The sequence below is a fragment of the Rhizobium sp. L9 genome, from assembly GCF_002531885.1.
GTDB lineage: Bacteria > Pseudomonadota > Alphaproteobacteria > Rhizobiales > Rhizobiaceae > Rhizobium.
Genome location: NZ_NWSZ01000003.1, coordinates 248,423 through 270,337 on the forward strand (window position 1 = coordinate 248,423; position 21,915 = coordinate 270,337).

The 21,915-nt window shown below is 61.2% G+C and carries 19 protein-coding genes and 1 other RNA gene; 8 read left to right on the top strand and 12 right to left on the bottom strand.

Translation table 11 applies throughout. From position 1 onward, the window contains the following. Window positions 1-4: 4 nt before the first annotated feature. From CO660_RS03070 to tkt, 8 genes are all read right to left on the bottom strand, one after another. A complete protein-coding gene (locus tag CO660_RS03070; RefSeq protein ID WP_097597304.1) occupies window positions 5-928 on the bottom strand; it encodes a PhzF family phenazine biosynthesis protein in 924 nt (307 codons plus the stop codon). Window positions 929-1,070: 142 nt separating this feature from the next. Then, window positions 1,071-2,096 carry a class I fructose-bisphosphate aldolase gene (locus CO660_RS03075; protein WP_085779354.1) on the bottom strand — a complete coding sequence of 342 codons (1,026 nt, stop codon included), beginning with the start codon at window positions 2,094-2,096 and terminating at the stop codon, window positions 1,071-1,073. 222 nt (window positions 2,097-2,318) lie between these two features. Further along, window positions 2,319-3,521 (bottom strand): phosphoglycerate kinase, encoded by a 1,203-nt coding sequence (locus CO660_RS03080; RefSeq protein ID WP_097597305.1) that lies wholly within the window; start codon window positions 3,519-3,521, stop codon window positions 2,319-2,321. A gap of 68 nt (window positions 3,522-3,589) precedes the next feature. Further along, window positions 3,590-5,464, bottom strand: a complete 1,875-nt coding sequence (locus CO660_RS03085) for a potassium/proton antiporter (RefSeq protein ID WP_097597306.1) — start codon at window positions 5,462-5,464, stop codon at window positions 3,590-3,592. A gap of 327 nt (window positions 5,465-5,791) precedes the next feature. Continuing rightward, entirely contained in the window at window positions 5,792-5,971 is a 180-nt protein-coding gene (locus CO660_RS03090) for a hypothetical protein (protein WP_097597307.1), read from the bottom strand. 166 nt (window positions 5,972-6,137) lie between these two features. Further along, a complete protein-coding gene (locus CO660_RS03095) occupies window positions 6,138-6,452 on the bottom strand; it encodes a hypothetical protein (RefSeq protein WP_097597308.1) in 315 nt (104 codons plus the stop codon). A gap of 132 nt (window positions 6,453-6,584) precedes the next feature. Then, window positions 6,585-7,595 carry a type I glyceraldehyde-3-phosphate dehydrogenase gene (gene gap / locus CO660_RS03100; RefSeq protein WP_097597459.1) on the bottom strand — a complete coding sequence of 337 codons (1,011 nt, stop codon included), beginning with the start codon at window positions 7,593-7,595 and terminating at the stop codon, window positions 6,585-6,587. A gap of 84 nt (window positions 7,596-7,679) precedes the next feature. Continuing rightward, window positions 7,680-9,653 (bottom strand): transketolase, encoded by a 1,974-nt coding sequence (tkt, locus tag CO660_RS03105; RefSeq protein WP_097597309.1) that lies wholly within the window; start codon window positions 9,651-9,653, stop codon window positions 7,680-7,682. Window positions 9,654-9,985: 332 nt separating this feature from the next. On the opposite strand from tkt, the gene CO660_RS03110 reads away from it, so the two are divergent. The 3 genes from CO660_RS03110 to ssrS all read left to right on the top strand — a co-directional run bounded on the left by CO660_RS03110 (window position 9,986) and on the right by ssrS (window position 10,883). Then, window positions 9,986-10,261, top strand: coding sequence for a DUF4164 domain-containing protein (locus CO660_RS03110; protein ID WP_011426717.1), 276 nt, complete (start codon window positions 9,986-9,988; stop codon window positions 10,259-10,261). A 16-nt stretch (window positions 10,262-10,277) separates the two neighbouring features. Next, entirely contained in the window at window positions 10,278-10,655 is a 378-nt protein-coding gene (locus CO660_RS03115) for a cell division protein ZapA (protein ID WP_085779349.1), read from the top strand. A 69-nt stretch (window positions 10,656-10,724) separates the two neighbouring features. Beyond that, window positions 10,725-10,883: non-coding RNA, 6S RNA (gene ssrS / locus CO660_RS03120), on the top strand. 229 nt (window positions 10,884-11,112) lie between these two features. Here the strand turns inward: ssrS and CO660_RS03125 are convergent. From CO660_RS03125 to CO660_RS03135, 3 genes are all read right to left on the bottom strand, one after another. Continuing rightward, a complete protein-coding gene (locus CO660_RS03125; protein WP_097597310.1) occupies window positions 11,113-12,096 on the bottom strand; it encodes an NAD(P)-dependent oxidoreductase in 984 nt (327 codons plus the stop codon). A gap of 98 nt (window positions 12,097-12,194) precedes the next feature. Next, the gene (locus CO660_RS03130; RefSeq protein WP_097597311.1) at window positions 12,195-12,731 is read right to left on the bottom strand and encodes a helix-turn-helix transcriptional regulator; all 537 of its coding nucleotides are present in this window, start codon (window positions 12,729-12,731) and stop codon (window positions 12,195-12,197) included. A 76-nt stretch (window positions 12,732-12,807) separates the two neighbouring features. Continuing rightward, window positions 12,808-13,143 (bottom strand): helix-turn-helix domain-containing protein, encoded by a 336-nt coding sequence (locus tag CO660_RS03135; protein ID WP_097597312.1) that lies wholly within the window; start codon window positions 13,141-13,143, stop codon window positions 12,808-12,810. Between the two features lie 55 nt (window positions 13,144-13,198). On the opposite strand from CO660_RS03135, the gene CO660_RS03140 reads away from it, so the two are divergent. From CO660_RS03140 to CO660_RS03160, 5 genes are all read left to right on the top strand, one after another. Then, window positions 13,199-13,681, top strand: coding sequence for an SRPBCC domain-containing protein (locus CO660_RS03140; protein ID WP_085779345.1), 483 nt, complete (start codon window positions 13,199-13,201; stop codon window positions 13,679-13,681). A gap of 113 nt (window positions 13,682-13,794) precedes the next feature. Then, window positions 13,795-14,826 carry a phosphogluconate dehydrogenase (NAD(+)-dependent, decarboxylating) gene (gnd, locus tag CO660_RS03145; RefSeq protein ID WP_097597313.1) on the top strand — a complete coding sequence of 344 codons (1,032 nt, stop codon included), beginning with the start codon at window positions 13,795-13,797 and terminating at the stop codon, window positions 14,824-14,826. Between the two features lie 201 nt (window positions 14,827-15,027). Next, window positions 15,028-17,142 carry a mechanosensitive ion channel family protein gene (locus CO660_RS03150; protein ID WP_097597314.1) on the top strand — a complete coding sequence of 705 codons (2,115 nt, stop codon included), beginning with the start codon at window positions 15,028-15,030 and terminating at the stop codon, window positions 17,140-17,142. A 221-nt stretch (window positions 17,143-17,363) separates the two neighbouring features. After that, the gene (gene mprF, locus CO660_RS03155) at window positions 17,364-19,967 is read left to right on the top strand and encodes a bifunctional lysylphosphatidylglycerol flippase/synthetase MprF (RefSeq protein ID WP_097597315.1); all 2,604 of its coding nucleotides are present in this window, start codon (window positions 17,364-17,366) and stop codon (window positions 19,965-19,967) included. Beyond that, window positions 19,964-21,346: an AcvB/VirJ family lysyl-phosphatidylglycerol hydrolase gene (locus CO660_RS03160; RefSeq protein WP_097597316.1), complete on the top strand. Its 1,383-nt coding sequence runs from the start codon at window positions 19,964-19,966 to the stop codon at window positions 21,344-21,346. Before mprF ends, CO660_RS03160 begins: the two co-directional genes overlap by 4 nt. Here CO660_RS03160 and CO660_RS03165 read toward each other — a convergent pair. After that, window positions 21,343-21,906, bottom strand: coding sequence for a DinB family protein (locus tag CO660_RS03165; protein ID WP_097597317.1), 564 nt, complete (start codon window positions 21,904-21,906; stop codon window positions 21,343-21,345). The two genes, CO660_RS03160 and CO660_RS03165, sit on opposite strands and share 4 nt — an antisense overlap. Window positions 21,907-21,915 lie beyond the last annotated feature (9 nt).

Below are 21,915 nucleotides of genomic sequence, written 5' to 3' on the forward strand. Positions count from 1 at the left end.
GGCGTTAGTCCCGCAGGATGATTTCGCCGCGCATCACGGCAACGCAGCTTCCCGAGATGACGACGTCAGTGACGGTGCCATCGCACTTCGTGACATCAAGGGCGATGATGCTGCGGCGGCCCATTTCCACGCCCTGTTCGATGGTGATGCGGACATTCATGTCGGCCTCCGCCGTCAGTGTGACGAGATAGGCACCGAGGGCTGCGGAAGCGCTGCCGGTCGCGGGATCCTCGGGCACGTTATCGAGCGGCGCGAACATGCGAGCGCGTATATTCCACGGATCTTCGGATGTCCTGACATAGACGAAGAGCGAGAAGTCATGGCCGCTCGTCGTCTGGTGGCCGGCAGCCGCCTGGAATCCGGCAAGGTCCGGTCGGGCGGCGGAGAGCGCTTCAAGCCCGCTCAACTCGGCAATGGCGAAGTTCAGACCGACCGAGGCAAAGACCGGGGCGTGGTTGGTCTTGACGATTGCGCCGGGTTCGAGCCCGATGCAGCGGGAGATAGTTTCCTCGGCAATGACATCGCCGATTGTCAGCGGCTGCGGCGCGCGGATGGCGGCGGCCGCGACCTTTCCGCCGCTGCGTTTGAGGGCGACTTCGACGATGCCAGCCTGTTCCTCGAAACGCAGCTTCTCGCCAACGGGCTTGCCGAAGATCTCCGCCTGCTGGCCGAGGACACAGGCGGTGCCGACGTTCGGATGACCGGCGAAGGGTATTTCCATCGTCGGAGTGAAGATGCGGACACGGGCCGAATTGCGAGGATCCTCCGGCGGCAGGACGAAGGTCACTTCGGAATAGTTAAATTCGGTGGCGATCATTTGCATCGCTGCATCGCTGAGCCCGCGCGCATCGGAAATGACGGCAAGCGGATTGCCCTCGAAACGCGTGGAGGTGAAGACATCGACGGTGATGTAGGGGATGGTATCCATAGCGGCTCCTGTTTCGGCGGGCCTTTATGAATAATCACGATTTTTCGTCAGGCGAAGCGGTATCTTGTCGCCGAGACAATGAGGAAGGGCGGCAACATAGCGTTGCCGCCCCTTCCTGCAGGCGATTAAAGGCTCATTGTAATCAGGCTGCCTTTTCCAGATCCTTCTGCCAACTGCCCTTGGCGGCAAGGCTGTTCATTTCGGCGCGGTGCGTGAATTCGCGCTGGCCGGCGGCGACGTTTTCCGGTTTGCCGTTCCAGGCCTTGAGCGCACTGTCCTGAAGGGCGCGGCCGTAGGAGAAGGTGACGAACCAGGGCAGGTCGGCCGTGGCATTGATGGCGGAAAGATGTGCGGTTGCCTCTTCGGTCGACTGGCCGCCGGAGAGGAAGGCGATGCCTGGAACCGCTGATGGGACCGTGCGCTTCAGCACCTGCACGGTGCGCTCCGCGACCTCGGCGACAGAGGCCTTGCGGGCATTCTTGCCGTCGATGACCATATTCGGCTTCAGGATCATGCCTTCGAGGCTGACTCGGGCTTCGGCCAGTTCCTCAAAAACGATGCGCAGCGTGGACTCGGTGACTTCGGCGCAGCGGTCGATATTGTGGTCGCCCGGCTTGCCGTCCATCAGGCATTCCGGCTCGACGATCGGAACGATCTTGGCTTCCTGGCAGAGGGCCGCGTACCGGGCAAGCGCCTGAGCGTTGGCGCGAACCGAGCCGCGGGTCGGCAGCGTCGAGGAGATGGCGATGACGCCGCGCCACTTGGCGAAACGGGCGCCGGCCTCATAATAGCGAGCAAGGCGCTCGCCGAGGCCGTCGAGGCCTTCGGTGATGGTTTCGCCCGGGAATTTGGCCATCGGCTTGGCGCCGGTATCGACCTTGATGCCGGGAATGGAACCAGCAGCGCGAATGATGTCGACGAAAGGCGTGCCGTCTGCGGCCTTCTGGAAGAGCGTCTCTTCGAAGAGGATGACGCCGGAAATATATTTCTTCATCGCCTCGTCGGAGCGGAAGAGCATCTCGCGGTAATCGCGACGGCTCGTTTCGGTCGATTCGAGATTGATCGTGTCGAAACGCTTCTTGATGGTGGAGGTCGATTCATCAGCCGCAAGCAGTCCCCGGCCGCCTGCAACCATCTGCACTGCAATGTCTTCAAGTCGTTCGCTCATTCGTTCTCTCCACAGCATGAAACATCGGCGGTTTAAGAATATAGGACGGCGATAACAGAAGTTTATAGGGAGGAAAATGGAAGGCTAAGTCATTGAAACGATTGAAATCGTTTCAATCGTTTGAAAGACTGGGAATTTTTCCGGCGCTTGAGCAAAAGACCGCGGAAGGCTTCTCGCCGCCGCGGTCTATCCACATGTAAAATCTGCCAAATCCGCTTAGCGTCATTTACCGGCGTTGAGAACGGCGACGCCGGGTAACTCCTTGCCTTCCATCCATTCGAGGAAAGCGCCGCCTGCGGTGGAGACATAGGTGAAGTCGTCGGCAACGCCGGCATGGTTCAGAGCTGAGACGGTATCGCCGCCGCCGGCTACGGAGGTCAGCTTGCCGGCCGCCGTGCGCTCAGCGGCGTATTTTGCTGCAGCAACCGTTGCGGCATCGAAGGGCTCGATCTCGAAGGCGCCGAGCGGACCGTTCCAGACGAGCGTCGAGGCGCGCTCGATCCAGGCATTGATGGCCTGAACGGATTTCGGCCCGACGTCGAGCACCATGGCATCGGCGGGAATGGCGTTGATATCGACCGTCTCATTGGCGGCACCCGCCTTGAACTCGCGGGCGACGACGCCGTCTTCCGGCAGGATGATGGCGCAGCCCGATGTCGCGGCCTCGATCATGATCTGCTTGGCGGTTTCAGCGAGATCATGCTCGCAGAGTGACTTGCCGACATTGGTGCCACGCGCGGCGACGAAGGTATTGGCCATGCCGCCGCCGATGACGAGTGCATCGACCTTCTTCACGAGATTCATCAAAAGATCGATCTTGGTTGAAACCTTGGCGCCGCCGACGATTGCGACGACGGGACGGGTGGGATTGCCGAGGCCTTTTTCCAGCGCTTCCAGCTCGGCCTGCATGGTGCGGCCGGCATAGGCCGGCAGGTGGTGGGCAAGGCCTTCGGTGGAAGCATGGGCGCGGTGGGCGGCGGAGAAGGCGTCGTTGACATAGATATCACCATGGGCGGCAAGCGCCTTGGTGAAGTCGGGGTCGTTCTTTTCCTCACCCTTGTGAAAGCGGGTGTTTTCCAGCAGCAGAATATCGCCATTCTTCATTGCGGCAACGGCGGAGGCGGCGGCCTCGCCGATGCAGTCGGAGGCCGTCAGCACGGCATGATCGAGCACTTCCTCGACGGAAGGGGCGATTAGCGACAGCGACAGATCCGGCGACGGGCCGTCCTTTGGCCGGCCGAAATGAGCAAGCAGGATCACCTTGGCGCCCTTGCCCGATAGTTCGAGGATCGTCGGCGCCACCCGCTCGATGCGCGTCGTATCGGTAACCTTGCCGTCCTTGACCGGGACGTTGAGGTCGACGCGGATGAGTACGCGCTTGCCGCTGATGTCGGAGAGATCGTCGAGGGTCTTGAAAGAAGGCATGGGGAATCCAGTCTTGGTTGGCGGAAGTCGCGCCGACCATAGCAAGGATCATTCGAGACGCAAGGCGTTCAACGGCCGTTTTCGCGTCGGGCTTCGTCGCCTTCGGCCGATGCTTTCGGCATGGTTTCGGAGGCCGCCGCTTCGCGGTTGCGGCGTCCGTTCAACCTATCGCGGATGCGCTGAATAATGTCCTTGAGGTTGATGAAGATCGGCAGGGTGGTGGCGGGTTCGACCGCTTCGAGAGACATGCCGACGGAGGTGATATGGTCGTGCTCGTCGAGATCGCGGACGATGAGGATGATCGAGCCGAGACGGACGCGATCGGCATAATCGGCCTTGCCGCCGAGGCGCTGCCGCATCAGTTCCGCGATCGTCAGGCCTTTCTCGGATTCGTTTAGCAGGCCCGGCCCGTAGGCGGCATCGAGATCGGCGGCGGGACGGGCAGGCGAGAGCGCGAAGGCGCCGAAGAATTCGGCGTCATCCTCGTCCACCGGCGCCCGGCTGGCGAAGAGCCGGTCGAGCAGCCGGGAATAGCTCGGCACGATGAAGAGATAGACCAGATCGTTTTCGCGCAGCCGCCCGGCATACTGATAACGCATCGACTTGCCGTCGCGGATGACAAGCGAAGGGGTGGCCCAGCGCGGAATGCGCTCACCGCGCAAAACCGGACTATCCTTGATGACTCGGTAAGAAAGGAGTTCGTGGTTGGCAGCGCCCGGAAGGTCGACCTCGACCTTGTCGACGGCGCCGATGCGCGGCGGGATGATCAGGCCGAGCTTCTTGGCGATCGGCTTGATCGTCCAGCCCTGGACGAGCAGGGAGACCAACACGATGATGAAGGCGGTATTGAAAAAGAGCTGACCGTTTTCCAGGCCGCCGAGGATGGGCATGATAGCAAGCAAGATGGAGACGGCGCCCCGCAGCCCGACCCAGGCGACGAAACCGATCTCCTGCTGCGTATAATCGAATGGAAGCAGCGACAGCCAGATTGCCAGCGGCCGGGCAATGAAGATCAGGAAGAGGGCAAGCAGGATCGCCGGCACGACGATCGCGGGAAATTGCGACGGTGTGGCGAGCAGGCCGAGCACCAGAAACATGATGATCTGCGCCAGCCAGGTCATGCCGTCCTGGAAGCGTTTGATGGTGCCGAGCGCCTGCATTCTCCGGTTTCCGGCGTAGATGCCGGCGACATAGACGGCGAGGAAGCCGCTGCCGCCGACTGCGCCGGCGAAGGAGAAGACGAGAAGGGCAAGCGCCAGCACGAAGATCGGCGTGAGGCCACGATCTGTATCGAGCTTGCTGACGATCAACACGATCATCATGCCGCCGAGCAGTCCGAGGATGACGCCGAGCCCCATCTGTTGGATGAACATGGCGAGCATACCGATGTTGATGCCGGCGTAGCGCTCGCCGCTCGCGAGGACCTCGACAAGGGCGATGGTAAGGAAGATCGCCATCGGATCGTTGGTGCCGGATTCGACTTCCAGCGTCGAGCGCACCTTATCGCGGATGTTGATGCCGCCGATGCGCAGCAGGAAGAAGACGGCGGCGGCATCCGTCGATGCGACGATCGAACCGAGCAGCAGGCCTTCGAGCCAGGTGAAGTTCAACAGCCACATGGCAGCGACGGCAAAGAGCGACGCGGTGATCAGAACGCCGACCGAGGCGAGCGTCAGAGAAGGCACGGCCGCGAGCCGAAAAGCCTGTATCGGCGTGCCAAAGCCGGAATCGAACAGGATGACGGCGAGCGCAATAGAGCCGAGAATATAGGCGAGGTAGTTGTTGCTGAATTCGATGCCGAGGCCGTCGACGCCGGCGGCAAGGCCGATCATCAGGAAGAGAAGAAGCAGCGGAGCGCCGAAGCGGAAGGCGAGCAGGCTCGAAAAAGCGGCAAGAAGCACGAGCGCCGTCGCGACCAGCACCACGATATAGAACGCTTCCATGCCCACCCCTTCCATCGACTGTCTGGCCGAAACGGCCCCCGGCGCTCCGCCCTGTTTCATTCCCCCGCCGCTTCCGGCGATCCGCCAACAAAGGGCAAAATCGCGGAGAAGGTTAGGCCCTGCGGCTTAACCTCGATTCAATGCCATATCATACTGCTGAGCGGCTCGCCGGACGACCGACGCGGAATGCTACGGGAGAAGTTCTCTATAAAGAATGTATAGGAAAATCAGGCGAGAGCAGGGCAAAAAACACAGGCACGGATTTTTCCTGTTCGATAGCGGATCGTAATGCCGGGCCGCTCGTAGAAGCGGCCGCGCATTGGTTGGCTACCACAACACTGCCTGAACTGTGACGATCACCAGAAACGCAAGACCGATGAACGCTGCCACCCGGACGACCAGACGATTAGCCTTTGCCAACACGGCAGGTTTGACGTCCCGTTTGGGGTGAAACCGCTGCCGCCGCTTGAGGGTGGTTTGGGACAAGCGTTTTTGCGCCTCTGCCATTTATCGCCTCCACTTAGATCACTTCAGCCATTGTGCAGCTTTATACATTTCCTCAGTTTATCACGCTTGGCCAGCGGATTGCCAACCGTGATTCCGTTCTTCGGCCGCAGCGAACCTGTCGCTTCGAGATGGTTTTTCAGGCTGGAAGACCGATACATATCGACCGTCAGTCTTCGGCGTCCTCGCCCTCGTCGGTCAGATCTTCGACCGGGACCAGGAAAACCACGAACTCGTCGTCGATGGTCCTTTCCGGATCGTCGTCGAATTCATAAGCGTGCTCGACTTCGCTTGCTTCTTCAGCAGTCGCCTTGCGCAGGCTGAGCGTCGCCTTGCGGTCCCACAGGGGCTTGCCCTCGGACTCAAGGATGGTCAGGTCGTCGCGAAAATCTTCTGCCTCGAAGAAATGCGTCGCTTCCTCATGATTCTTCGAGCGAAAGCTGGCAATGGCGCGACCGGCGATTTCAACGGTAAAATAATCCATCCATCCCTCTTATCTCCCCGGGTGGTGCGACTGCGGCTCCGGGGTTATCAACAATGCCATCACCGGCTTCGGACGCCTATAACAAAACGGCCCGGTTTCCCGGGCCGTCTGCGATTTTCGATAGTCGGGCGCTCAGATGAGCTTGGCGAAGGCCACGGCCGTGTCCGACATGCGGCTGGAGAAGCCCCACTCGTTGTCGTACCAGGACAGGACGCGCACGAAATTGCCTTCCATGACCTTGGTCTGATCGGTTGCGAAGATCGAGGAGTGGCTGTCGTGGTTGAAGTCGCGGGAGACGAGCGGCTCGTCGGTGTAGCCGAGGATGCCCTTCAGCTTGCCGTCGGAGGCAGCCTTGATGGCTTCGTTGATTTCGCCGACCGTCGTAGCCTTCTTGGAGACGAACTTGAAATCGACGACCGAGACGTTCGGGGTGGGAACGCGGATCGAGGTGCCGTCGAGCTTGCCCTTGAGGTGCGGCAGCACGAGGCCGACGGCCTTGGCGGCGCCCGTCGAGGTCGGGATCATGGAGAGGGCGGCAGCGCGGGCGCGATACAGGTCCTTGTGCATCGTGTCGAGCGTCGGCTGGTCGCCGGTGTAGGAGTGGATCGTCGTCATGAAACCGTGGTCGATGCCGACGGCGTCGTCGAGAACCTTCACGACCGGCACCAGGCAGTTGGTGGTGCAGGAGGCGTTGGAGATTACCATGTGCTCCTTGGTGAGCTGGTCATGGTTGACGCCGAAAACGACCGTCAGGTCAGCGCCGTCGGCAGGAGCCGAGACGATAACGCGCTTGGCGCCGGCCGTCAGGTGGGCGGCAGCCTTGTCGCGGGCGGTGAAGATGCCGGTGCATTCCATGGCGATATCGACGCCGAGCTCGCGGTGCGGCAGCGTTGCCGGATCCTTGATCGCGGTGACCTTGATCGGCTTGCCGCCGCCGACGATGATCGTATCGCCTTCGACCTTCACCTCGGCCGGGAACTTGCCGTGGATCGAGTCGTAACGCAGCAGATGGGCATTGGTCTCGACCGGACCGAGGTCGTTGATGGCGACGACTTCAATGTCGGCACGGCCGGATTCGACGATAGCGCGGAGGACGTTACGGCCGATGCGGCCGAAACCATTGATGGCAACCTTGACTGTCATGTTCATTCACTCCCGATAGAATAGGGCCCGATAGGCCGGGCGGCCTGGAATTGAGGAGATAGAGAGCGCCTCAAGGCGCTTTCATTAAAGCTTTGCTTCGGCGGCCGCAACGACAGCGTCGGCGGTGATGCCGAAATGCTTGTAAACGTCCTTGACCGGACCGGACGCGCCAAAGCCCTTCATGCCGATGAAGCTGCCTTCCGGTCCGATGAAGGCGTCCCAGCCTTCGCGGACGGCGGCTTCGACGGCGATCTTGACCGGGGAGTTGCCGAGCACGTCCTTGCGGTAAGCGTCCGGCTGCTCGAAGAACAGTTCGGTGCAGGGCACCGAGACGACACGCACCGAAACGCCCCTGGCTTCCAGAGTTGCGCGGGCAGCAACGGCGATTTCGACCTCGGAGCCCGAAGCGAAGATCGTCACCTTGGCATCGGCATTGCCGGCAAGGGTGTAGGCGCCGAGTTCGCAGAGGTTCTTCGCATTATACTCTGTGCGGACGGTCGTCAGGTTCTGGCGGGTGAGAGCCAGAGCGGACGGGCGGTTCTTGCTCTTCATGGCGATCTGCCAGCATTCCGCCGTCTCGACGGCGTCGGCCGGACGGAAGACCTGCAGGTTCGGAACGGCGCGCAGCCCGGCGATCTGCTCGACCGGCTGGTGAGTCGGGCCATCTTCGCCAACGCCGATTGAGTCATGGGTCAGGACGTGGACGACGCGAATGCCCATCAGAGCCGAGAGGCGGATCGGCGGGCGGCAATAATCCGAGAAGATCATGAAGCCGCCGCCATAAGGGATGAGACCGCCGTGCAGCGAAATGCCATTCATGGCAGATGCCATGCCATGTTCGCGGATGCCCCAGTGCATATAACGACCGGCGAAATCCGTCGGCGTGATCGAGTGCATCTGGCTGGTTTTGGTGTTGTTCGACGGCGTCAGGTCGGCGGAACCGCCGAGCGTTTCCGGCACGAAACCGTTGATGATTTCAAGCGCGTCTTCCGATGCCTTGCGGGTCGCAACCGTCGGCTTGGTTTCCGCGAGCTTCTTCTTGTAATCGTCGATCGCCTTGTCGAAACCTTCGGGCAGATCGCCGGCAAAACGGCGGGTGAACTCGGCCTTGGCAGGCGACTTGGCAAGCGTTTCTTCCCATGCCTTGACGATGTTGTCGGAGCGGGTGCCGGCCGCGCGCCATTCATCGAGAAGATCGGAGGGGATGACGAAGGGCTCGTACTCCCAATTCAGCGCCTTGCGGGTGGCTGCGATCTCATCGGCACCGAGCGGGCTGCCGTGAACCTTGTGGCTGCCGGCCTTGTTCGGGGCGCCGAAGCCGATCACCGTCTTGCAGGCGATGAAGGTCGGACGATCGGACTTGTGAGCGGCTTCGATCGCATCGGCGATGGAGGCCTGATCGTGGCCGTCGATCTCGATCGTGTTCCAGTGAACGGCTTTGAAGCGGGCGATCTGATCGGTCGAGTCCGACAGCGAGACGGCGCCGTCAATGGTGATCGAGTTGTTGTCCCAGAAGAGGATCAGCTTGTTGAGCTTCAGGTGGCCGGCAAGGGCGATGGCTTCATGGCTGATGCCCTCCATCAGGCAGCCGTCGCCATTGATCACGTAGGTGTAGTGGTCCTGGAGGTCCGCACCGAATTCCTCACGCAGCTTGCGTTCGGCGATCGCCATGCCGACTGCATTGGCGATGCCCTGGCCGAGCGGCCCGGTGGTGGTCTCGATGCCGGTTGCGTGGCCGTATTCAGGGTGGCCGGCGGTCTTGGAGCCGACCTGACGGAACTGCTTCAGGTCCTCGATCGTCATGTCGGGATAACCGGTCAGATACAGCAGCGAATAGAGCAGCATCGAGCCATGGCCGGCCGACAGCACGAAGCGGTCGCGGTTTGGCCAATGCGGCTTCTTGGGGTCGAAGCGCAGATATTTGGTGAACAGGACCGTCGCCACATCAGCCATGCCCATCGGCATACCAGGGTGGCCGGAATTCGCCTTTTCCACGGCGTCCATGGCGAGGAAACGGATCGCGTTCGCCATCCGGTCGTTTTGTTGGAGAGAGGTCATGGCTTTTCTGCAAGCTCCGGGTGTCGGGGGATGGCCTCGAGCCTCCAAGACCATCGAGTGAAAGCGGCTGACACATAGCAGTTGGGGCTGGCGAGTCAATCAATGGCGGGGCAAAACCCAGCGGCCTGCGGCAATTTTTTGACATTTGCTCGCGCAACTTTACAAAAGACCAAAGCGGCACGGCGGGCCTGCCCAAACGTTCATCCACAGATAGGCAGGCCGCCGGGTGACGGGATTTATTGACGGGCCGTTGGCGAGCTGCATATCCTCTTGAAATCAAAAGATCGGCAGATGTGGCCGATTCGCAGGTCCTGCACGGGAATCGGAAAGGCATGATGCCCACAGGCAAAACCATGGAAGCAGCGCTCGACGAATTGAGACAGGCGATTTCGAGCCTCGAGAACGCCGTCGACATGCGCATTGAGCGGCAGCGAGAGCAGGGTGAGATCGAGGGCGAGGTGCGACGTGTGCATGCCGACCGCTCCCGTCTAGCCCAGGAGCTCGATCAGGCCGAGTTTCGCGCCAACCGGCTGGAAGAGGTCAATCGTGAGGTATCGCGGCGGCTGGTGACGGCCATGGAGACGATCCGCGCGGTTCTGGACCGCTGATGAGAGAGAATTTGATATGGCGCAGGTGACGGTAACGATCGACGGCAAGGCCTATCGGATGGCCTGCGAGGAAGGGCAGGAGGATCATCTGACCGACCTCGCCACCCGTTTTGACAGCTATGTCGGCCATCTCAAGGGCCAGTTCGGTGAGATCGGCGATCTCCGGATCACCGTCATGGCCGGTATTATGATCATGGATGAGATTGCCGAGCTGACACGTCGCATCGCGGAGCTGGAAACCGAGCTCGAGTCGCTGCGCGGCAACCGCGACACCGTGCTGGCCGCGACTGCCCGCACCGAGGAAAGCCTCGCGGCGGCGCTCGGCGAGGTGTCGAGCCGCATTCGCGGCATCACCGACAAGCTGAATGGCCGGGCCGCCCCCGAACTCAATTGATGTCAATTAAATAGAGTCGGGCTGCGGTCGCCACTGGCGCGCCGATGCAAACGACCTTATATATCGCGATGCGGTCTGCGCCTCTCGACAGGAACCACAATCCCTGGGGCCATACTCGATCCAAAGGGAGCTGTCCCTGTCCGGGCTCGTGGGCCTGGACACACGGTGCCCACCTACGTTTGTAGGCGCCCAGGATCGTAAACATCCATCGGTCGTCGTGGATCGCACTTTCTCTTTATCGTTGGCAGGGCGCCGGATGCAGGAGCGAACGTGAGTTGCACGTCCCCCCTTTCAAGATGTCCTTACTTCTTCAGGGAAGGGTGACCTGGAAGACCTGGAACATCGTGTCGACGTCGGCGCCGCGTCCGCCTTGTAGGCTGCGCCCACCTGGAACCCATCCTTTGTAAGGCCCTTGGCTTGGATGACGCTTTGCGACCCCGGCATTCAGCGTCTTATCTCAGGCGACCGGATAGGGTCCTTCAGCGAAGACTTCGTCATGATAGCCTTTGGAGCCGACGTCGAGCGCCAGCGGGCTTCGCCATTCGCGGTTGTCGCGCAGGCAATCCAGCACGAAGCGGAAATCATAGTGCGGATGCCAGCCAAGTTCGCGCGTTGCGCGTTCGTTGACGTAGACGCGATCGAGCGTCGGGAACATTTTCCAGCCGCGTTCGACGTAAAGGGCGTTCGCACCGGGAAACAGCCGCTCGACGACGGCAGGCGCGTCTCGCCTGAGCTCGGCAAGATCGCCCAACGAAAAGGGCGTCGTGGCCGAGACGATGTAGCGGCCGAAACCGATTGCCGGCGCCCTATCCAGAGCCAGCAGATGGGCGCCGACTACATCGCTGATGTCGACGCGGCGGTGAAGCAACTCGTTAGCCTGGGCATTTGCCGCTGAATATCTGTTGCGGATGTCGGGATCGTCATCGCTTTCGGGAAAAAAACGCGATGTCCTGAGGATCATGACCGGCAGGCGGAATTTGCGGGCGAAGAGTTCGCAGACGCCTTCGGCGGCGAGCTTCGTCACGCCGTAGATATTCTTCGCTATAGGAGGCACGTCCTCGGTGACCCACGCGGCGGGTTCGCCGGCGGCCGGCGTCAATGCCGCGCCGAAAGCACTGGTGGTGCTGGTGAAGACGAAGCTTGCAACGCCCGCGGCGGTCGCCTCTTCGAGCAGGTTCAGCGTGCCGCCGACATTTGTGTCGAGGAAATCGCAATTGCCGTGAGTTGCCACATGCGGCTTGTGCAGCGTTGCGGCATGGATGACTTGGCTAACTCCCGACATGGCCTGCCGGACGAAGTCGCGATCGCAGATCGATCCGACCGTGTCGGTGAAAGCCGAACGCTTAATGTCGATGCCGCGCGCCCACCAGCTCTGAGCTCTCAAGCTGCGCATCAGCGCCTCGCCGAGATGGCCGGCGCTTCCCGTCACCAATATCGTCATCGCATCCTCTCCTGACCGTGTCGACGGCGGACGCTATAAAGACCGGTTTCGTGGGACAACGCATAAATTATGCATGGGCGTGCAGGAAAGCTGCAGGCTCAGCGGATTGTGGTGACGAGTCGGCCAGCGCTGCCGTCGGAAAGCCTGATCCGCTCCCAGGTGACGCGGCCGGGGGCAATCGGCAGGCGTGCATTGCCGTTGGCGCCGGTATCGAAGGTCAACGACAGCAGCCCGCCCTCGTGCCAGCCAATCACCTCCAGAGACTGTTCGGCGGCGGCGATCTCGGTGGAAGCGTAGGAGAAAAGAGAGCGGCCGAGAAAAGTGCTGAGCGGGGCGCGCCATTCCGCCTGCCGCGAGCGAGAGGCAGACAGCAGCCGATGGGTGCTATCGCAGATCAGATGCACAGGCCGGACGGAATCCTCGACCAGGCGCCTTAAAGCCGCGTCGGCCGCAGCATGTTGCGCCGAGGCGAAGATCCGCTCCAGCATGACGGCCTGTTCGGGCGAGGGACCAAGCTGGCCGCGCTCCCAGCGCGAGACGGTCGCCTGGTTGACGCCGAGGAGTTCCGCAAGGTGCTGCTGCTTCATGCTGCGCAGCAACCGCATGCGGCGTATGCCGGCTCCTGATATCGTCATTTGTCGTGAGCTCCCATGCATCTCTGCCAGGATAGGAGTTCGGCGGGCCGGAAGGCAAGCCGATCCTCACGCCGGATCATTGTTCCGGCTGGTCTTCGAGATCGCTTCTTAGCTGATCGAGGATCGACAGGGCATGACCTGCATAGGCGCTGATCCAGCGGTCGTAGATATGCTTGATCGGCAGGCTGTTCAGGTGGTTCCAGCGTTCGCGGCCCTCCTTTCTGGCGATGATCAGATCCGCTTCCTCAAGCACCTTCAGATGCTGCATCACCGTGCAGCGGTCCATTTTCGGAAACATTTCGCAAAGCGTTCCGGTGGTGCGGGGCGCGTCCTTGAGCAGGTCGAGAATCTCGCGGCGGCGATGATGCGCTAGCGCCTTGAAGACAGAGTTGTCGGTTGATTCGCTTGACATGTTATATTTTTATAACATAATGGCGTCAGGCACAATGGAGAACAGGAGAAGTGCCATGTCTCTCGGAATCCGCGTATCCGGCCGGATCGGCCGTCCCGTTGCCGAAGTGTTCGATGCCGTCGTCAACCCCAAGAAGCTCAGCAGCTATTTCACCACGATCGGCGGGGCGAGCGCCCCGCTCGTTCAAGGCACGACAGTAACCTGGTGGAAGGATGCGCCGGTCGAGGTTGTTGAGCTTGTGCCGGAAAGCCGCATCGTGCTTCGCTGGGACGGCGGCACTGCTGAGGACAAGACAAGGTATAAGACGCTGGTGGAAATGAATTTCAAACCGCTGGAGGATGGCGGCACGCTGGTGACGATTGCCGAGAACGGCTGGCGCGAGGACGAGGCCGGCCGGCGCGGCACCTATCTCAACTGCGAAGGCTGGACGCAGATGCTTTGCAGTATGAAGGCCTTCGTCGAATACGGCATCAATTTGCGCGACGGCATGTATCTCAGCGAGATGAAGGGCGAGCCGGCCAGCGCCCCGGATGTCTGACGAGGCTGTCTCGAAGGAGATCGGCGGCCCATCGCCAGACTTTGCTTGCCTGTCACACTGCGGGTGCTAGTTTCCGGAGTCGATACTTCATCTCGGTTTCCAGGAGATTCATTATGCAGCTTGGTATGGTCGGTTTGGGCCGCATGGGCAATTATATGGTCCAGCGCCTGATGCGGGGCGGTCACGAATGCGTCGTCTACGACACCAGGCCCGAAAGCGTTGCCGATTTGGTAGGACTCGGCGCGACCGGCAGCGCTTCGCTGGAGGAATTCGTCTCGAAGCTCACGCATCCGCGTGCGATCTGGCTGATGCTGCCGGCGGCGATCGTCGACAAGGTGCTGGCGAGCCTGGTGCCGCTGCTGCAGAACGGCGATATCGTCATTGATGGCGGCAATTCCTACTATCATGACGACATCCGCCGCGGCGCTGAGCTGATCACCAAGGGCATTCATTATGTCGACGTCGGTACCAGCGGCGGCGTCTTCGGCCTGGAGCGTGGCTATTGCCTGATGATCGGCGGCGAAAAGGGCATCGTCCAGCACCTTTCGCCGATTTTCGCAACGCTGGCGCCCGGCGCCGGTACGACGGAAGCCTCGCCGAACCGCAGCGCCGAAGCGGCTGCAGCGAGCACCGCGGAACAGGGCTACCTGCATTGCGGCCCGCATGGCGCAGGCCATTTCGTCAAGATGGTGCATAACGGCATCGAGTACGGTTTGATGGCCGCCTATGCCGAGGGCCTCAACATTCTGAAACATGCCAATATCGGCGCCGCTTCGCATGATGCCGATGCGGAAACTGCGCCGCTCGCACATCCCGAACATTTCCAATACGACTTCAATCTGCAGGATGTCGCGGAAGTCTGGCGCCGCGGCAGCGTCATCACCTCCTGGCTGCTTGATCTCACCGCCGATGCACTGCATGCCGACCCCGCACTTTCGAAATTTGCCGGCCGGGTCTCGGACAGCGGCGAGGGCCGCTGGACGATCATGGCGGCAATCGATGAAAGCGTGCCGACGCCGGTGCTGAGTGCGGCGCTCTACGGCCGCTTCTCCTCGCGCGACAATGACGAGTTTGCCAATAAGGTGCTGTCGGCAATGCGGGCGGGTTTCGGAGGCCACGTGGAAAAGCCGGCTTCGAAATCCTGAGGCTCCCTTCACTGAGTCCAAGGCGACCGTCGCCCCGTAAATGGCGGATTGAAGGCGTGGCTCGGGCAGGCGACAGCCCCGGCTGTTCCTAGCCATCGGCATGGTTTTTCTACCGCTTGCTGGCGGCAGCAGTCGCGAGTATCCATTGCAAGATGTCGGCCTCGTTTCGTGCAAGCGCCGACACTTCGTTGGAGGGCGGTCGTGAAGCGTGACAGGGCAGGCGGCTTGACGGCCGCCATATCGGGCATATTGGCATTCATTGCGCTTTTCTCCGTGGCTTCAACCAGCTTTGCCCAGGCCCAGCCGGCGCAAGCGCCAGCCGCGGCCAACCCGCCGGCCCAGGTGCGTGAGATGATGCAGCTCATGCAGACGCCCGAGGTTAAGCAATGGATGTCGACCCAGATGGCGGCGACGCCTGCGGGCGGTACAGCGGCGGAAAACCAGATGTCTGTCCTGTCGGGTCTGCTGCAGCATGCCCGTCGTCATGTCTCGATGATTTCCGATGCCGCGATGACGCTGCCCTTGCAGATTAGCAATGCATCCTCGCTGCTTTTCGTCGAAATCGCCGCCACTGGCCGGGTTCGCATGATGGCCCAGTTCCTGGCGATTTTTCTGCTGGGCGCGATCATTGAAAGCATTGCCCGCTATGCCTTCCGCCGCCGCCGTCGCCGTCTGGCTCAGATGGCAGGCATGCATCTGGCGCCACGCGTCATCCCGGCACTTATCTTCGCGGCGGCGACCGTGTTGACGCTGCTCAGCCTCTACTGGCCGCCGCTCAGCCAGAGCATTGCCATTGTCTGCGTCGTAGCGCTGATCGTCCAGCGTTTCACGATCTGTCTCGGCGGCGTGCTGGTCGATCTCATCGGACTGGCGCGAGCCGAGGAAGAACGGCAGGGCGTCCCCGCGCCGGCCATGCCGGGACGTGCCGTCGCACTCTTCTGGTATCGCCGCTCTGCAACCTTCGTCATCTATTTTATCTTTGGCTGGGCGGCCATTCAGTCGATGGAGCCGCTCGGCTTTTCCCCGAGCGCCCGGCTGTTTGTGGGATACATTCTCGGCATTGGACTGCTGCTGATCGCCATCGAGGCAGTCTGGTCACGGCCTTATAAGGACGAGAAGCGCGGTCACGAGATTTCCTGGACGCTCACCGTTTATTTCCTGCTGCTCTGGGGCCTCTGGGTCACCGGCTTCAACTGGCTGCTCTGGCTCGGCATCTATGTGCTGATGCTGCCGCGGGTGCTCGCTGTCGCGACGATCGCGGTCAAATCGCTGCGGCAGACCGAGGCGAGTTTCCTTGCCACGCGCCGCATCGCCACCGTGTTGCTTGATCGCGGCGTGCGTGCGCTGATCATCGCAATCGCGGCAATCTGGCTCGGTCGATTGCTTGGTGTCGGCGCTGACACGATGGCTGCCGGCGACAAGATGGTCGACAAGATCGCTCGCGGCGTCATCGGTGGCATTGTCATCCTGCTTGCGGCTGATCTGCTCTGGCACGTCGTCAAAGCCTATATTGACGGCAGGCTGCTCGATTCACCCCTGGATGGTACCGCGACGGACGAGGAAAAGGCGAAACACGCGCGGATCCAGACGCTACTGCCGATCTTCCGCAATATCCTTGCCGTAGTTATCGCCGTCATCGCGGTTCTGATGGTGCTCTCCGGCCTCGGCATCGAGATCGGGCCGCTGATTGCCGGAGCCGGGGTCGTCGGCGTTGCCGTCGGTTTCGGCGCCCAGACGATCGTCAAAGACGTCATCAGCGGCATGTTCTATCTCTGGGACGATGCTTTCCGCGTCGGCGAATATATCGAAAGCGGCAGCCACAAGGGCGTCGTCGAAGCCTTCAGCCTGCGATCGGTGAAGCTCAGACATCATCGCGGGCCGCTGACAACAGTGCCGTTCGGCGAACTCGGCGCGGTGAAGAACTTGAATCGCGACTGGACGATCGACAAGATCAGCCTAAACGTCAAATACGACACCGATCTCGTTAAGGCGAAGAAGGTGATCAAGCAGATCGGCCAGACACTGCTCGAAAACCCGGAATTCGGCCCGCACATCATTGAGACACTGAAGATGAAGGGCGTCGAGCAATTCGGAGAATTCGCGATCGAGATCCGCCTGTCGATGATGACGAAGCCCGGCGAGCAATTCGTCATCCGACGCAACGCACTGGCGATGATCCGCAACGCCTTCAAGGAAAATGGCATCGAGTTCGCCGTGCCGACGGTGCAGGTGGCCGGCGATCGCGAGGCCGATTTGGAGGCTGCCGTCGCGCGTTACGCTTCTCATATGCGAGCCAACGGCGAATCGGCTGCATGAATGCCGCCACCTGAACCTCATTACCGCCGCAAGGCATTCAAGCTTACGAAAATGCAATGTGCCATCAGGTATTCCTGCGCAAATTCGCCCCAATTGAAGATGATTGAGGCGCAGGCGGCGGGGTTGGGTAGCGTCGGCATGGCTTCATAGAGCTTCTATGCCCGTCATGTTACGTCTTCGAAAAATGATTCCCGCCGAATTGGAAACTGCGCAGGTAAGAGATGTCGGGTCACGGCAATTTGGAAGAGATCGAGGCGACGGACGCTTTTTATTTTCGCACGCTTTTCAGACGTTACAGGACGCCGCTCACTGCGGCCGCGACGCTTATCGTCTTCTGTCTCGTCGGTTACGCGATCATGCAGCTCACCAACGAGGTGCGCTATGACGATGTCGTCGCAGCGCTGGTTGCGACGAGGCCGAGCGCGATCCTGCTTGCTCTGTTCTTCACGGCGCTGAGTTTCCTTTCGCTGGTCTTCTATGATCTCAATGCGATCGAATATATCGGCAAGAAGCTGCCCTTTCCGCATGTGGCGCTGACGGCATTCAGCGCCTATGCGGTCGGCAACACCGCCGGCTTCGGCGCACTGTCTGGCGGGGCGATCCGCTATCGCGCCTATACGCGCCTCGGGCTCTCGCCGGAAGATATCGGCCGCATCATCGCCTTCGTCACGCTCTCCTTCGGCCTCGGGCTGGCGGCTGTCGCGTCAATCGCCCTCATCATCATCGCAAGCGAGATCGGCCCGCTGGTCGGTGTCAGTCCATTTCTTCTGCGGCTGATTGCCGGCTCGATCATCGCCATTCTCGGGGCTGTGATGATCATTGGTCGCGAAGGCCGCGTGCTCGATTTCGGCGCCGTGGCAATCCGCCTGCCGGACTCGCGCACCTGGTCGCGCCAATTTCTGGTCACCGCCTTCGATATTGCCGCCTCCGCGTCGGTGCTCTACGTGCTCTTGCCGCAGACGGCGATTGGATGGCCGGTCTTCCTCGCCGTCTATGCGATCGCCGTCGGTCTCGGCGTGCTCAGCCACGTTCCGGCCGGGCTCGGCGTGTTCGAGACCGTGATCATCGCTTCGCTCGGCAGCGCGGTGAATATCGACGCGGTGCTGGGATCGCTGGTGCTCTACCGGCTGATCTACCATGTCTTGCCGCTGTTGATCGCCGTGCTCGCGGTCTCGGCGGCGGAGTTGCGCCGTTTCGTCGACCACCCCGCCGCCTCCAGCGTCCGCCGTATCGGCGGACGGCTGATGCCGCAGCTGTTGTCGACCTTGGCGCTGCTGCTCGGCGTCATGCTGGTGTTTTCGAGCGTCACGCCGACGCCGGACCAGAACCTGGAATTCCTCTCCAACTATCTGCCGCTGCCGATGGTCGAAGGGGCGCACTTCCTCTCCAGCCTGCTCGGGCTCGCGCTGGTGGTCGCGGCGCGCGGCCTCGGTCAGAGGCTCGACGGCGCATGGTGGGTGGCCGTGTTTTCGGCCGTTGCCGCATTGACCTTGTCGCTTCTGAAGGCGATTGCCCTCGTCGAAGCAGCCTTTCTCGCCTTTCTCATCTTCGGGCTCTTCGTTAGCCGGCGGCTCTTCACCCGGCATGCATCGCTGCTCAACCAGGCGATGACGGCATCCTGGCTGATGGCGATCGCCGTGATCGTCGTTGGCGCCGTCGTCATCCTGCTCTTCGTCTATCGCGATGTCGAATACAGCAACGAACTCTGGTGGCAGTTCGAATTCACCGCCGAGGCGCCGCGGGGGCTGCGCGCCTTGCTCGGCATCACCATCATCTCCTCGGCGATCGCCATTTTCAGCCTGCTCCGACCGGCTGCTTTCCGGCCCGAGCCGGCGACAGAGGAGGCGCTGACGCGTGCCGTCGACATTGTCAGGAAGCAGGGCAATGCCGATGCCAATCTGGTGCGCATGGGCGACAAGAGCATCATGTTTTCGGAAAAGGGCGACGCTTTCATCATGTACGGCCGGCAGGGCCGCTCATGGATCGCACTGTTCGACCCGATTGGCGATCATCGCGCCGTGCAGGAACTTGTCTGGCGGTTCGTCGAAGCGGCGCGCGCTGCCGGCTGCCGCGCCGTCTTCTACCAGATTTCGCCGGCGCTGCTTTCCCATTGCGCCGATGCCGGCCTCCGCGCCTTCAAGCTCGGCGAACTGGCGGTGGTTGACCTCCGGACCTTCGAAATGAAGGGCGGCAAATGGGCGAACCTTCGCCAGACGGCGAGCCGAGCCCAGCGCGACGGGCTGGAATTCGCGGTGGTAGAGCCCGAGGACGTGCCTGATATCATCGATGATCTCGCCGCCGTTTCCACGGCCTGGCTCGAACATCACAATGCCAAGGAAAAAGGCTTCTCGCTCGGTTCCTTCGATCCCGATTACGTTTCCTCGCAACCAGTCGGCATCCTGAAGAAGGACGGCAAGATCGCCGCCTTCGCCAATATCCTCGTCACCGAATCACGCGAGGAGAGCACGATCGATCTCATGCGCTTCTCGCCGGACGCGCCGAAGGGCTCAATGGACTTTCTCTTCGTGCAGATCATGGAATATCTGCGTAACCAGGGTTTCACCCACTTCAATCTCGGCATGGCGCCTCTCTCCGGCATGTCGAAACGCGAAGCAGCGCCCGTCTGGGACCGTATCGGTAGCACCATCTTCGAGCACGGCGAGCGCTTCTATAACTTCAAAGGCCTTCGGGCATTCAAATCCAAGTTTCATCCGCACTGGCAACCGCGCTATCTTGCGGTTTCCGGAGGAGGCAATCCGATGATCGCGTTGATGGACGCGACATTTCTGATCGGGGGCGGATTGAAAGGGGTAGTGAGAAAATGATCAGGACAATCCTTCTTGCCACGGCATGCGTCTGCATGCTCGCGGCCGCGCCGGCTGATGCCGCCGAGGAAACCACGCAGAGCTTCGAAAGTGGGCTCATCCCATCGCCGCACATCTTCCTGCCGGAAGGGGAGGTGAAGGGCACCGTGATGCTGATCTCGGATGCCGCCGGCTGGGGCGATTATGAGAAGGCCGAGGCCGACAGGCTGGTCGCCGAAGGCGCTGTCGTCATCGGCGTCGACTTTCCCTCTTATATGCAGGCGCTCAGCCGCTACGACGTCAGCCTCAACGACGGCTGCATCTACATGGTCTCGGATATCGAATCGCTGAGCCAGCAGGTTCAGCGCGCGACCGGCAACAATAGCTATCACCTCCCGATCGTCGCCGGCATCGGCGAGGGCGGCGCCTTGGCCTTGGCGATCGCGGCTCAGACGCCGGATGCGACGATCGGTCAGACGCTTGCGGTCGATCCGCTGGCCGGCATTCCGCTAACCAAGGAGCTTTGCACGCCGGCTTCCAAGAAGGTGATCGGCCAACGCACGGTCTATGGCCTCAGCGACGGCGCCCTGCCGGATCCGATCATATCAGTTTTCACGCCTAAAGCTGACAAGGACGGCCGGGCGCATGCCGAGGCGCTACAGAAAGCCCATTCCGAGATCGAGATCCGCGATTCCACAGACGATGCACAGACGGTATTCGGCGACACGCTCGATGACCTCGTCACTGCCTCCGGCGCCTTCGGCAATCCGCTCGGCCTGCCGCTGGCGGTGCTGGAAGCAAGGCCTGCCTTTGATACGATGGCCGTGATCTATTCCGGCGACGGCGGTTGGCGCGACATCGACAAGGAGGTCGGCGGCACGCTGCAAAAAGAAGGCATTCCCGTCGTCGGCGTTGATTCACTTCATTATTTCTGGTCGGAGCGCAAGCCCGAGGAGACAGCCAACGATCTTTCGAAGATCATCGATTTCTATCGTAAGCAGTGGAAGGTGAAGCATGTTCTGCTCGTCGGCTACTCTTTCGGCGCCGATGTCGTGCCCGCTACCTATCAGCTGCTCAAACCGGCCGAGAAGTCCTCCGTGGTGCAGTTGTCGCTGCTGTCGCTCTCGCACCAAGTTGATTACGTCATCTCCGTTCTCGGCTGGCTCGGCCAGAAGACCGAAGGGGCAGGGGGAGATCCGGTCAGCGACCTGAAGAACGTCGATCCGAAGTTGGTGCAGTGCATCTACGGCAAGGAAGATGACGATGATGTCGCTTGTCCGGCACTCAAAAATAGCGGCGCCGAAGTGGTCGAACTGCCCGGCGACCATCATTTTGATGAGAACTACGATCTTCTCACCAAGTCAATCATCGATGGGCTGAAGAGACGGCTGCAGGATTAACGCATCAGCCGTTCTTCACTCCAGCCGAGTTCGGCGAGTTCCCTGCCGCGAAACCGCGCATCATCGGCGACGATGAATTCGTCGAGCTGCGGCGGGGCAACGCTGGTGCCGGCAAGCATTGCATGGACCTGGCCGCGATGATGGGTCTGATGCTGAAAAAGGTGGGCAAGCACGTCGTCCATCCGCTCCTGCTGAATACGATCGCCGCGATGGAGACTGACGATCGAGATCAGCCTTTCCGGCGTCAGGACTTCGCAAAGGTCGATCAGGCGCTGATCGACCTTTGCCTGCGCTTGGGTCAGTGACTCGACATCGTCGAAGGGTTCGTCCACCTCGAAAGCCTGGAAGCCGAGCGTGCCACCTTCCATGCCGTCGACATAGAACCAGTCGACGGTGATGATATGATTCAGGGTCTCCTTGATCGACGGAAAGAAGCTCGTGCGCGGCGCTTCGAATTCGCCCGCCTTCAACGCCGCGCAGGCGTGAAGCAGCCGGTGGTTGGCAAGGGCGTTGTTATAGGCAAGCTTACGAAACGCCCTGGCGGGATCGAAGGTCGACATCGGCGGCTT